Raw genomic sequence first — 11,363 nt, forward strand, 5'->3', positions numbered from 1 at the left:
GCCGCGCCCTACGCCCGCCGGTCGGCGGGGGCGGGGGCGGTGGCCCGCAGGCGGGTCGCGGCGGCTTCCGCCTCGCGGACGACGCGTGCGGTGTCGACATCGACGAGACGGCCGCCGAGTTTGAGCGGGCGGCCGTCCACGAAGACCGCCTCGACGTTCTCCGGCCGGCCGTTGAACACGATCTGAGCGATCCGGTCGAAACGAGGGGCGAAGTTCAACGTGCCCGGGTCGAGCACGAGGACGTCGGCGCGTTTGCCCGGAGTCAGCGAGCCCACCCGGTCGGCCATCCCGATCGCCTCCGCGCCGCCCATCGTCGCGGCCCGCAGTACGTCCTGGACCTGCGGGAACACCGACGCGTCCAGCGAGTGCGCCCTTTGCAGGCCGATGGCGCTCTTCATCAGGGCGAAGAAGTCGGAGGAGTCGTTGGTGCCGCCGTCCTGCCCCAGCCCGACCTTGACGCCCCGGCGGCCGAGGTCGGGAAGCCGCATGACGCCCGAAGCGAGCCGCATGTTGCTCAGCGGGCAGTGCGCGGCGCGGACGTCGTGCGCGGCGATCGCCGAGATCTCGTCGTCCGTCAGGTGGATCGCGTGGTTCATCAGCAGGCGGGGGCCGAAGGCTCCGATGCCGGTGAGCACAGCGAGCGGATCGTCCGCGCGCTGCTCGACGCGTTCCAGCACGTGGCTGTTGAGCATCAGACCGAGGTCCTGGGCGATCTCCCAGTGGATCCGGTTGAGCCCCTCGATGGCGCGCGCCGCGTGCGTGGCGATCTGCGCCGAGGCCAGTGGCAGCGGGTCGATGAGCTCCTTCTTCACCCGGGACAGGAGATCGGCCTGAGACTCCGCCTGGAACATGGCGTACGAGAAGCGCACCCCGGTGTCGGCGAGGGCCCGCACGTACTGCGTGGTGGTGTCGTAGGGGAGGGCGTCCACCCAGTCCACCAGCGTGGTCACCCCGGACTGCACGGAGTCGAGGGCCGCGAGACGAACGAACCGGTACATGTCGGTCGGCGAGATGCGGGAGAACGTCGGCCTGTTGCATGCGGCCAGCCAGCCGAAGAGGTCACGGCCCGAGCAACCGCCGCGCATCGAGGACTGCCAGAGGTGGGTGTGGACGTCGACGAATCCCGGCATCAGCAAGCGGTCGGACACGTCGATCACCCTGGTCCCGGCCGGTACGCCCAGCCGCCGACCGACGGCGGTTACGGCCCCGTCCCGCATCAGGACGTCGGCCCCCTCCACCGTGCCCAGCGGTCCGTCGCCCAGGGCGGGATCCATGGTGAGCACCAGCGCGGCGTTGCGCAGGAGGGTGGCCCGGCCGGTGGGACCGCCGGCGGCGACCGGCGCCTCGCGCGGGCGGGTCCGTCCCGCGCCGAGCACGAACGGACTCGCCGCCGCCATGCCCAGGCCGGCCAGCACCCTGCGGCGCCCGGGGGCCGGGAGTGGAGTCGGGGCGGGGGGAGCCTGTGCGGTCTCCGGTACCTGTGCGGTGGTGCCGGGACATTCGCTGAGCGGGTCCATGTCGTGCTACCTCCCGACGGAATGGCGCGGGGCGCTCCTGTGGACTCACGGATCGTCAGGCACGTGCGGAGTCGCACGGGTTCGTATCCGGATGGTGCGCCCGCCCGGGTCCGTCCCGGAAGGGTCGCGTCAACAGTTTGTTTCAAACCTCGGCCGGCGGAGCGGTGGCGAGTAGCAGTCGAACGCCCAATTGGCACGGAGATCCTGCCTGGTGGCGCCGGTTCAAGGCGCGTCGACGGGGTATCCGCCCAGGGACGTTGCGCACGATGACGCTCTGGAGGAGCCATGCCCGGACTGTTCGCGAAGATCAAGGAGTTCAGTCGTAGCCCGCAGGGGCAGCGGACCATCGCCTCGGCCCGGCGGGCGGCGGCCGATCCGGGGAAGCGGGCGGCGGCCCGTCGGATGCTGACCCGACTGCGCGGCGGCAGGCGCTGACGCCGGCCGGCGGCGTACCCGTACCCGTACGTCAGGAGGCGCCCACCCGGCCCCGGGTGGGCGCCTCCTGACGTACGCCTGTATGGCCCCCGGTGACGGGTGGCCTACTGCGGCTTCGTGGCGATCTGGATCAGGTTGCCGCAGGTGTCGTCGAAGACGGCGGTGGTGACGGGCCCCATCGCCAAGGGTTCCTGGGTGAAGCGGACGCCGAGGGCGGTCAGCCGCTCGTACTCCGCCTCCACGTCCTCGACGGCGAACTGGGCGAGCGGGATGCCGTCCGCGAGGAGCGCGTCGCGGTACGGCTTGACGGCCGGGTGCCCGGAAGGCTCCAGGAGCAGTTCGGTGCCGCCGGGCTCGTCGGTCGAGACGACGGTCAGCCAACGGTCCGGCCCGCCCAGCGGAACGTCGTGCTTCTTCACGAAGCCGAGGATCTCGGTGTAGAAGCGCAGGGCCTCGGCCTGGTCGTCGACGAAGACGCTGGTCATGTGGATCTTCACGGGGTGATCTCCTCGGGTCCGGAGGGGGCGGGCACGGGCCACCGCTCGGCGATGTGCCGCAGTGGGGCCGTGTTCAGGTCATGGAACTTGTAGCGGCCCTCCCGCCTGGTTTCGACGAGCCCCGCGGCCTCCAGCAGGGCGAGGTGCTGGGAGACGCCCTGGCGGGAGATGCCGAGCTGGTGCTTCATGCCCAGCCGTGCGCAGATCTCGAACAGTGTCTGTCCGGACTTCTCGGTGAGCTCGTCGAGGATGGTGCGGCGGGTGGGGTCGGCCAGAGCTTTGAAGAGGTCATCGGCCACGGCCCCAGCATAGGCAAACGTTCACTTGCCTATCAAATCGAGGGGTGTCCCCGCTCCGCACGGACCCGCCCGTTTGGCCCCGAGCAGGACCCGGTAGCGGTCGTGGCCGGTGAAGTCCGCGAGGCTCCACACAGCCGGCCGACCCACCTCGGAACTCAGGTGGAGGACCGCGTCCGGGCCGGCCCACACGCCGACGTGCGCCCCGTACGGGTCCGTGTCCGCGTTGAAGAACAGCAGGTCGAGGAAGTCGGGCCGCGCGACCCGCGCGGTGTGCCGGGTGTCGTTCCACAGTTCGCTGGAGCGCAGCGGGGGCACGCACCTGCCGAAGTGCCGCAGCACCTCGTAGGCGAAGAGCTGGCAGTTGGCACCCGGTGCGAGGCCGGGCAACCGGCTCACGGCGGGGGAGCCCGGGTACCGGGAACCGGTGTAGGGCACGGCCCAGAAGGCGTCCGGCAGGGAATCGAGACGAGGATCCATGCCGCCCATCCTGCCCGGCGGCGCGGCGGCGCGGCTGCGCGGCGGCCCGGCGGGTGGCGGGTGGCGGGTGCGCCGCCCGGTCCATCCACACCCTGGGCCCGCACCGGCCACGGGTCGCAGACTGGCCCGATGGACGAGTTACGGATCACACGACGTCGGGCCTCGCCGGGTCCGACGACCGCACGTCGGACCACGAGGGGGCGGGCCACACCGGGTCGGGGTGCGCCGGCCGGGGCGACCCCGCGCCGGGCCATCGCGCGCCGAAGCGCCCCGTGCCGGGCGGCCGCCCCGCGCCGGACCGCGTCATGAGCGCGACCCGCGGCGGTGAGCTGCCCCTGCACCGGCTCGACGTACCGCTCCCGCACCTGCTCCCCTTCGCCATCGGCACCTTCGACTCCATCGGGCCGCTCTCCCGGGCGGGATTCCCCCACCGCCACGCGTTCTACGAGATCGTCCTCGTCACCGGCGGCAGCGGCGCGCACGTCCTCGACCTCGCCCACTGGCCCCTGGATCCACCCCACCTCTGCGTGATCACACCGGGGCAGGTCCACCACTGGGAGGACGCCGAGGACCTCACCGGACACGTGATGCTGTTCAACGAGGACTTCCTGCTGGGCCACCCCGAGGACGCCGCCGCGCTGGACCTGCTCGCCGCCCGGCCCTGGCTGCGCCCCGACGACGGCCGGGACGGGATCGCCGCACTGTTCCAAGAGATGGAGCGCGAGTACCGGGACCTGCGCGAGGGGTACGCGGGGGTGCTGCGCGCCTATCTGCACATCCTGGTCGTACGGGCCCTGCGCGCCTGCGAACCCGGCCCGGGGAGCAGCCCCGTTCCAGCGGGCCGGGCCGTGGAACTGGCCGCCGCCTTCACCCGGTTGATCGCCTCACCGGACGGTACGGGGCTCTCCGTGGCCGATTGCGCGAAGCGGCTCGGGGTCACCTCCGGGCACCTGCACGCCCGGGTGAAGGAAGCCACCGGGCAGACCCCCGGCGGCCTGATCCGCCGCCGGCGGACGCTGGAGGCGAAGCGGCTCCTCGCCCGGACCGATCTGACGATCGGGCAGGTCGCCCGGGGCGCCGGCTTCGCGGACCCCGCCTACTTCTGCCGGTTCTTCCGACGTGAGACCGGCCTGACACCGGGCGACTACCGGGCCGGGATCGCCACCGGTCCCACGGCCTCCGGCAGCGGAGGAATTCACCACGATCCCCGGATCCGGTCCATCGCGGCCGCCGAGCCGGGAACCGTAGCGTGACGCCGACGGAACCGGCCGACGGTTCCGTCGCCGCCCGCCCGGGCCGCGCCCCACCGCGGCCCGGGACTCCGGCTCCGGCACCCGGCGTATCCCCCCCACGAGCGCGAAGGAGTCGACGCGTGCCCATCGACGAGAACCGAACCGGCGATCAGCCCCGACCCACCCCGTCATCCCGCTCCGGCGCGGGCAGCCGCCTCAGCCGCAAGAACTTCCTGAAGGCCGCGGCCCTCGCGGGCGCCACCCCGTTGCTGCTCGGCGGCGGCGCGGCCCTGGCCCGCGACCAGCGCGGGGCGGCGGCGGAGGGGGTCCTGCCCGAACTCACCCCCGCCTGCGACGACGGGGACGAACCCACCGTGCCCCAGACCGAGGGCCCGTACTTCAAACCGAACTCGCCGCGCCGGACCTCCCTGGTGACGGCCTCCACCCCCGGCACCCGCCTCACCGTCAGCGGGTACGTCTTCGGTCGGGCCTGCCTGCCCATCGCGGGAGCCCTCCTCGACTTCTGGCAGGCCGACGTGAACGGCGCCTACGACAACACCGGCTACGGCTTCCGCGGCCACCAGTTCACCGACGCGCAGGGCGCGTTCCGGCTGACCACCATCGTTCCCGGCCTCTACCCCGGACGCACCCGCCACGTGCACGTCAAGGTGCAGGCGCCCGGCCGCCCGGTGCTGACCACCCAGCTGTACTTCCCGGGGGAGCCGCGCAACGCCACGGATTCGATCTTCGACGCCCGACTGCTGATGACCGTGCGCCAGGTCGGACCGGCGAAGGAGGGGACCTTCGACTTCGTCCTGAATGTTCCGCAGACCCCCACACCCACACCCACACCCACGCCCACGCCCACGCCCACCGCGACGCCGACGGGTGGGGGCTGGACGGTCGGTACTTCGTACCGCACGGGCGACCGGGTCACCTACGGCTCGACGGCCTGGACCTGCCTCCAGGCACACGTCGCCGTGCCCGGCTGGGAGCCGCCGAACGTACCCGCGCTCTGGCGCAGGGCCTGACAGCGGGGGCGGCGGGCCTCAGCGTCGGTGGGTCAGGCCGCTGGTCACACGGCTCCACAGGGAGCGGGTGGCGCCGAAACCGGTCTCGTGCGCCCAGATGTGGGTGCACCCCGGGCACTGCAGGTGGATCAGGCTGCCGGAGTTGGCGAGCATGTAGCGCCAGTGCCGCGAGCACGTCCGGCCGTCCTCGCACGGGGTGCAGCCCAGGGTGTCGTCACAGTTCGGGCAGGGCACCCAGGCCCGGCGGCCGATGTCCGCCTGCGGGTCAAGCGGCAGCATGGCCACCCCCGCGGCGGGGCAGGACACCGGCCGCGACCAGGTCCTCGTAGACGCGCTGCTGGTCGGCGTCCAGGCCGGAGTACAGGAGGTCGTACGCCACCTCCTCGCCGCGCAGTACCTCCACCGGGTCCCAGTCGGCTCCGAGGGCGGCCATCACCCGGGACCTCCGGAGCATCTCCTGGGAGGTCAGATCGATGGTGAAGTCGACGACCGGCGGGACGCCGTCCGGCCGGTCGCCGGGGCCGTCCTGACCGGGGGGAGGGGTGGGGGGAAGGGTGGGGTGGTGCGGGCTCATGCCTTGAACTTAGGTAAGCCTTCCTTCGCGGGTCAAGTCCGGGTGTGCGGAGTCACAGGGCGACCCGGGGGTCGGGGGTGCGCGGTGCCCCCCGGGTCCGGGTCGGGTGTGGTCCGGGGGCTTCCCGACAATCCACCGTCCTTCGAACCGTCGACGCGTTCGCATGAACTCCGCGCGCCGCCGGCGCGGTGCTCAACGGAAGGCGGTCGCGCGGACGTTGTTGCCGCAGAGGGCGAAGTCGCCGCCGTCGGCCGGGGACAGTTGGAGTCCACCGCCACCGCCACCGACTCCCAGGACGAGAGGGGGCGCGACGGTCGGTGTGGCCGTCGCTGATCACGGTGATCCGCACCGCCGAAGCTTGCGCTTCACCCGGGTTCCTCTCCCCGCCCCGGCGGCCGCCGTAAGCCGGTGGCCGTTCGTACCGGGCCGGTTCCGTCCCCCCTGCGCGCCCCTTCCACCATCCCACGGGGCGCCTGCCCCGGCGCCCCGGGCCGCCACGGCAGCGGTCGGCGCCGTGGCGGCAGCGCGCGGAACGTACCTGCTACGGGGCGATCGGCAGCCGGCGCTTGTGCTCGGTGAGGCGGTAGCGCCGGGCGATCGTGTCGAAGGCCGCTTCGCCGACCGGCTTGCCCTCCAGGAAGTCGTCGATGTCGTCGTACGTGACACCGAGCGCGTCCTCGTCGGCCTTGCCGGGGTCGAGGGTCTCCAGGTCGGCCGTCGGGACCTTCCAGACCAGTTGGGCCGGGGCGCCCAGCGCGTCCGCGACGGCACGCACCCGGCGCTTGGTCAGGCCCGTCAGCGGGACGAGGTCGGCGGCGCCGTCGCCGAACTTGGTGAAGAAGCCGGACACCGCCTCCGCCGCGTGGTCGGTGCCGATGACGAGACCGTCGTGCGCGCCCGCCACCGCGTACTGGGCGATCATGCGCTGCCGGGCCTTGATGTTGCCCTGCACGAAGTCCTGGTGGGCGGCGTCCCGGAAGGCGATGCCACCGGCCACGGAGGCCGCCAGGGCGGCATCGCTCGCGGGCTTGACGTCCACGGTCAGGACCCGGTCCGCGTTGATGAACCCGAGCGCGAGCTGGGCGTCCTTCTCGTCGGCCTGCACACCGTACGGCAGTCGCATGGCGAAGAACGTCGCCTCGTGGCCGGCCGCGCGGGCCCGCTCGACGGCGAGCTGGCACAGCCGCCCCGCGGTGGTCGAGTCCACGCCGCCGCTGATGCCGAGCACCAGGGACCGCAGACCGGTGGACGTCAGCCGCTCCGTGAGGAAAGCCACGCGGCGCTCGATCTCCTGCGGGGCGTCGAAGGTCGGCGGCACCTGGAGTTCCCGGGCGATCTCCTGTTGCAGGGCGGTGGACGCCGGCTGGCTCACGGCTGCTCCTCGTGTGGTCGTTCGTCGTGCGCCCGGTGGCGCGCTGTCCCGTCGACCCTAGTCGAAACGGCCGGCGCCGGATCCGTCGGTGCCGCGCCTGCGCGCGACCGGCGGCCGGCCTCAGAACTCGCCGCGCCGACGCACGCCCAGCGGACGGCCGTCCGGATCGACGAGCAGCCGGTACAGCGGCAGGGACCACGCCCGGGTCGCCCGCGACAGGTCCGGCGGGCGGTACGCCCGCAGCCGGCCCGGCGGCCGGGGCCCCCGGCGACCGCCCTCGTACCAGGCGTCCAGGGCCGCCGCCGCCGACGCGAACCGTTCGAACGCGCGCACCGGATCGCAGAGCGGATCCGCTGCCTCGGACACGTCCGAGGCAGCGAGCCCCGGTTCCGGCTCGGCGTCGAGGTGTTCGCGGGAGAGTTCCAACCGCAACTCCCGGGCGAAGCGCCGCGCCCCGTCCCCCAAGCCGGCGGGATCGAGGGGCTCGCGAAGGTCCCGCGCGGCGTCCAGGACGGCGCAGTTGAGCTCCGAGTCGTGCGTCCAGGACCGCAGGTTGACGTTGTCGGAGCCCACCGACGCCCACACGTCGTCGATCACGCACACCTTGGCGTGGACGTACACCGGCGTACCGGCGTGGTTCTCCAGCCCGTACACCGCGACCCGGTCCCCGCCGCCGCGGCGCAGCCGCTCCAGCGCGGTGATGCGTCCGACCAGGTTCATCGGCAGGGTCACCGGCCCGTCCTGCTCGGGCACGGTGGGGATGACGGCGATCAGATGCAGGTCGGGGCGGTCGGCCAGCGCCCGCGCGAAGTGCTCCACCACCTTCGGGGACCACAGGTACTGGTCCTCCAGGTAGATCAGGCTCCGCGCCCGACCGACGGCCTTGAGGTAGCTGCGCGCGATGCTCCGCTCACCGTCGGGCGCGAACGGGTAACCCCGGAACAGCCGGTTCGGATACGTGCGGAGCACCTGCACGGTATGGGTGCCGCACGCTTCGGGATCGGGGGCCTGCGGCGGTAGCCGGTCGGCGTGCTCGTCCTCGCCGTGCGCGCGCTGCCGCAGCCGGACCAAAGGGCTGCGCGTCAGTGGCGCCGGGTCCTCCCACCGCTCGCGGAACCCGGCCTCAAGATCACCGACGGCCGGTCCGCGCACCGCGAGCTGTACGTCGTGCCACGGCGGTCGGGGCCCGTACGCGTCGGCGAACGGCACGGCCTGCGGGTCGCCGCCGTGCGCGGCGTCATCGTTGCGGCCGTGGCACAGGTCGATCCCGCCCACGTACGCGACGTCGCGCTCGGGGCGGGCGGGGTGGCGCAGGACGACCAGCTTCTGGTGGTGGGAGCCACCCGGCCGGACCCGCATGTCCAGCAGGAACTCGCCGCCGCCCGCCTCCACCTCCTTGCCGAGGTGACGGTTCTCGGTCTCGCTGAACTGGAAGCCGTCCAGGTGGGAGCGCCACACGAGGCCCTTGACGATCACACCACGCTCGGCCGCCTCGCGCAGCACCCGGCCGATCTCGGTCCCCTCGCCGGCGAGCCGTTCGTCGGGGTCGCCCCGCCAGTCGGTGAACAGCAGCAGGTCACCGCGCTCCTGTGCGCGGATTCCGGCGAGCAGCTCCCGGAAGTACGTGCTGCCGTGCACCAGGGGCCGGACGTCATTGCCCGCCACCCAGGCCAAGGCCCCCGGACGCCGGGAATCCAGGCGCGTCGCCGGATTTCCGCGGTCACGGGTTGTCAGCAGCCAATCGGAAAGTTCCACGGCACAGCCCTCCCTCGCCGAGCCCCTACCCCCACGCCGCCGACCCATGCGAGCGCGCACGGCAGCCACCCGGCCCGGACCCCGGGGGTACGACTTCTGCCGACGCCCATCCGACAGTGGGATCGGCCGGAGCCCGGTAGGTGGGGGCGCGGGGTGAGGTACGCATGATCGAGAACCGCCTTCGGGGTCCACGCGTTCCGCTGCGGGACGCCGGTGTGCGGGCGCCCTCCACGGTCGCCGACGTACGGTCCGCAACCGCTGCGGGCGGCGGACCGTACCCCCGTCAGGCCGCCTTCGGGCGCGCCCCCGCCAACGCGCCCCCGCGGACTCGCGGTACCGGGCGGTGGGCCGGCGGTGCGGTGTCGGCGGGCACCGATGGGGTGTCCATCAGGAGCGCGGACAGGGAGAGGCGGGCTCGGGCCACGCGGGAGCGGACGGTGCCGACCGGGCAACCGATGGCGGCGGCCGCGTCCGCGTACGGCAACCCGAGGAGCTGGGTGAGTACGAAGGCCTCGCGCCGCTCCGCGGGAATGCCGGCCAGCAACTCGGCCAGGGCGATGCCGTCGTCGAAGCCCGGGACGCCCCGCGGCTGGGCCTGTTCGGCGGCCGTCTGCCAGTCGGTGCGGTCCGCGGTCCGGGGTCGGGCCGCGGCGTGGCGGTGGCTGTCCACCACCGTGCGGCGGGCGATCGACAACAGCCAGGTGCGGGCGGAGGAGCGGCCCTCGAACCGGGGGAGCGAGCGGAGCGCGCGCAGGAACACGTCCTGGGTCAGGTCGTCGGCCGCCTGGGAGTCCGAGCTGAGGTAGGCCACGTACCGCCACACGTCACGGTGGAGCGCACGCACGAACCGGTCCGTCTTGACCGGGTCGCCGTCGCGGGCCGCGAGCGCCAGACGGGTCACCGCCGCGTCGGAGTCGGGAGTGTGCGGGAGTCCCGTGCCGACGGTACGGGGTGTGGTGGGCGAGGCGGGCAGAGCGGGCGGGGTGGGCAAGGCCGGCACGGTGGGCAGGGCATGGGTCATCGCCAGGGGTCCTTAGGGCAAGGGAGCCGACGCCGAGCGGGGCGGCGCCGGTGAAGGGTACGGCCGGCCGGACGGCACGGCCGATGCCCGAGGCACGACGCGGGCGCGTACGGAACGGCGGCGCGCCGCGTGCTCGGGGAACCGGCTGTCAGAGGACAGCGGTTCCCGCAGGAGGCCCCCGCGAGGTGATGGCGTGGACGAGGAGCAGACGTCGCGGCGAACGGTGTTGGTGGGACCGGCTCACCGGAACGGCAGGCCGGTGCGGGGGGCCGACCGGCCGCGACAGGAGACGCAGCGGCGCCCGGAGCCGGGCAGCCACACACCGCGCGATGCGGTAGGCGGCCCGCTCGCCGTGGGCGAGCCACAGACCGCACAGCACGGCGGCCAACAGGTGGGCCGTCACCATGCCGGCCGGTGACATCCCGGCCATCTCGTGGCCACCCGCCCCCACCTGCACGGTGTACGCGGTGTACGCGGCGTGCGCCGTGTCGTGCAGGGCGTGGTGCGCATGGCCGACGGCCGCCGACATGTCGCCACCGGGGGCCGCCCCGAACAGTGCCGAGCCCGAACCACCCGACCCGGTCGCGGAGTTCGGGCCGAGCGACCCGATACCTCCGGCGGCCCCCGCCGGCGGGCCGGCGGACAGCCCGCCGCAGGTCAGGTACTGAGCCCACTGCCGGACGAACGGGGTGCCCGCCGGCAGGGCGGGCTGGGTCAGGGACTGCACCAGGGAGAACGCCGCGTGCAGCCAGGCCTGGACGGCCACGGCCGCCGCGGTCACCCGGAGCGGCCCCCGCTCCCGGGCGGCGAGGAACCAACCCGCCGCCGCGGGGGCGGCCGGCGCGGGCGCCAGCGCCCACCACGGCACGGCCGCCCCCGACATCAGGAGGTGCCCGATGGCGGCGAGCAGCACGCAGAGGGCCGCGAACAACGCGGCCCGCAAGGCTCGATGACAGTGGCCCGGCTTCATGGCGGGCTCATCCTCGCACCGGCCTTCCGAGCCGCGCAGTGGCTGCGCACATCCCGACAAGTTCTCGTGCCAGGTGGTTCCGGCCCGTCCGGAGCACCACGTGCGCCGGGAACCGATCCGCCGACGCATCCGACTGCCTACCCGGTCGGCCGAGAGGTTCAACATGCGCGGACGGGGGATTTT

Annotated in this window: 13 protein-coding genes; 3 read left to right on the top strand and 10 right to left on the bottom strand. The window is 73.6% G+C overall.

Annotated elements, in window-relative coordinates; genetic code table 11:
• Nucleotides 1–8: 8 nt before the first annotated feature.
• Nucleotides 9–1,517 carry an amidohydrolase family protein gene (locus ACZ4XJ_RS26695; RefSeq protein ID WP_468497645.1) on the bottom strand — a complete coding sequence of 503 codons (1,509 nt, stop codon included), beginning with the start codon at nt 1,515–1,517 and terminating at the stop codon, nt 9–11.
• Between the two features lie 285 nt (nt 1,518–1,802).
• Here ACZ4XJ_RS26695 and ACZ4XJ_RS26700 point away from each other — a divergent pair, with 285 nt between their 5' ends.
• Complete coding sequence (locus tag ACZ4XJ_RS26700) at nt 1,803–1,952, top strand: hypothetical protein (protein WP_281209375.1); 150 nt, start codon at nt 1,803–1,805, stop codon at nt 1,950–1,952.
• 104 nt (nt 1,953–2,056) lie between these two features.
• Here the strand turns inward: ACZ4XJ_RS26700 and ACZ4XJ_RS26705 are convergent, their stop codons facing one another.
• Genes ACZ4XJ_RS26705 through ACZ4XJ_RS26715 form a run of 3 tightly spaced genes read right to left on the bottom strand, consistent with a single transcriptional unit; the run spans nt 2,057 to nt 3,225 of the window.
• Complete coding sequence (locus tag ACZ4XJ_RS26705) at nt 2,057–2,449, bottom strand: VOC family protein (RefSeq protein WP_468497646.1); 393 nt, start codon at nt 2,447–2,449, stop codon at nt 2,057–2,059.
• Entirely contained in the window at nt 2,446–2,748 is a 303-nt protein-coding gene (locus ACZ4XJ_RS26710; protein ID WP_468497647.1) for an ArsR/SmtB family transcription factor, read from the bottom strand. The genes ACZ4XJ_RS26705 and ACZ4XJ_RS26710 overlap by 4 nt, the downstream gene beginning before the upstream one ends.
• Before the next feature lie 21 nt (nt 2,749–2,769).
• Nucleotides 2,770–3,225: an NlpC/P60 family protein gene (locus ACZ4XJ_RS26715; protein ID WP_468497648.1), complete on the bottom strand. Its 456-nt coding sequence runs from the start codon at nt 3,223–3,225 to the stop codon at nt 2,770–2,772.
• 305 nt (nt 3,226–3,530) lie between these two features.
• On the opposite strand from ACZ4XJ_RS26715, the gene ACZ4XJ_RS26720 reads away from it, so the two are divergent.
• The gene (locus tag ACZ4XJ_RS26720) at nt 3,531–4,478 is read left to right on the top strand and encodes an AraC family transcriptional regulator (protein WP_468497649.1); all 948 of its coding nucleotides are present in this window, start codon (nt 3,531–3,533) and stop codon (nt 4,476–4,478) included.
• A 125-nt stretch (nt 4,479–4,603) separates the two neighbouring features.
• Nucleotides 4,604–5,488 (top strand): dioxygenase family protein, encoded by an 885-nt coding sequence (locus tag ACZ4XJ_RS26725; RefSeq protein ID WP_468497726.1) that lies wholly within the window; start codon nt 4,604–4,606, stop codon nt 5,486–5,488.
• A gap of 18 nt (nt 5,489–5,506) precedes the next feature.
• On the opposite strand, the gene ACZ4XJ_RS26730 is transcribed toward ACZ4XJ_RS26725, so the two are convergent.
• The 6 genes from ACZ4XJ_RS26730 to ACZ4XJ_RS26755 all read right to left on the bottom strand — a co-directional run bounded on the left by ACZ4XJ_RS26730 (nt 5,507) and on the right by ACZ4XJ_RS26755 (nt 11,180).
• Nucleotides 5,507–5,767, bottom strand: coding sequence for a hypothetical protein (locus tag ACZ4XJ_RS26730; protein WP_362883125.1), 261 nt, complete (start codon nt 5,765–5,767; stop codon nt 5,507–5,509).
• On the bottom strand, nt 5,754–6,062 hold the full coding sequence (locus ACZ4XJ_RS26735) for a DUF6400 family protein (protein WP_468497650.1): 309 nt from the start codon (nt 6,060–6,062) through the stop codon (nt 5,754–5,756). The genes ACZ4XJ_RS26730 and ACZ4XJ_RS26735 overlap by 14 nt, the downstream gene beginning before the upstream one ends.
• Before the next feature lie 541 nt (nt 6,063–6,603).
• The gene (gene nadE / locus ACZ4XJ_RS26740; RefSeq protein WP_468497651.1) at nt 6,604–7,434 is read right to left on the bottom strand and encodes an ammonia-dependent NAD(+) synthetase; all 831 of its coding nucleotides are present in this window, start codon (nt 7,432–7,434) and stop codon (nt 6,604–6,606) included.
• A gap of 120 nt (nt 7,435–7,554) precedes the next feature.
• Nucleotides 7,555–9,099: a phospholipase D family protein gene (locus tag ACZ4XJ_RS26745; RefSeq protein WP_468497652.1), complete on the bottom strand. Its 1,545-nt coding sequence runs from the start codon at nt 9,097–9,099 to the stop codon at nt 7,555–7,557.
• A 373-nt stretch (nt 9,100–9,472) separates the two neighbouring features.
• Nucleotides 9,473–10,210 carry a sigma-70 family RNA polymerase sigma factor gene (locus ACZ4XJ_RS26750; protein ID WP_468497653.1) on the bottom strand — a complete coding sequence of 246 codons (738 nt, stop codon included), beginning with the start codon at nt 10,208–10,210 and terminating at the stop codon, nt 9,473–9,475.
• Nucleotides 10,211–10,358: 148 nt separating this feature from the next.
• Nucleotides 10,359–11,180, bottom strand: a complete 822-nt coding sequence (locus ACZ4XJ_RS26755) for a hypothetical protein (protein ID WP_468497654.1) — start codon at nt 11,178–11,180, stop codon at nt 10,359–10,361.
• Nucleotides 11,181–11,363 lie beyond the last annotated feature (183 nt).

The sequence above is a fragment of the Streptomyces sp. NPDC029836 genome (assembly GCF_055574495.1).

Coding starts and splice junctions, on each gene's coding strand:
- ACZ4XJ_RS26695 (WP_468497645.1), bottom strand. CDS start 1,517: ATGGACCCGCTCAGCGAATGTCCCGGCACCACCGCACAGGTACCGGAG.
- ACZ4XJ_RS26700 (WP_281209375.1), top strand. CDS start 1,803: ATGCCCGGACTGTTCGCGAAGATCAAGGAGTTCAGTCGTAGCCCGCAG.
- ACZ4XJ_RS26715 (WP_468497648.1), bottom strand. CDS start 3,225: ATGGATCCTCGTCTCGATTCCCTGCCGGACGCCTTCTGGGCCGTGCCC.
- ACZ4XJ_RS26720 (WP_468497649.1), top strand. CDS start 3,531: ATGAGCGCGACCCGCGGCGGTGAGCTGCCCCTGCACCGGCTCGACGTA.
- ACZ4XJ_RS26730 (WP_362883125.1), bottom strand. CDS start 5,767: ATGCTGCCGCTTGACCCGCAGGCGGACATCGGCCGCCGGGCCTGGGTG.
- ACZ4XJ_RS26735 (WP_468497650.1), bottom strand. CDS start 6,062: ATGAGCCCGCACCACCCCACCCTTCCCCCCACCCCTCCCCCCGGTCAG.
- ACZ4XJ_RS26750 (WP_468497653.1), bottom strand. CDS start 10,210: ATGACCCATGCCCTGCCCACCGTGCCGGCCTTGCCCACCCCGCCCGCT.
- ACZ4XJ_RS26755 (WP_468497654.1), bottom strand. CDS start 11,180: ATGAAGCCGGGCCACTGTCATCGAGCCTTGCGGGCCGCGTTGTTCGCG.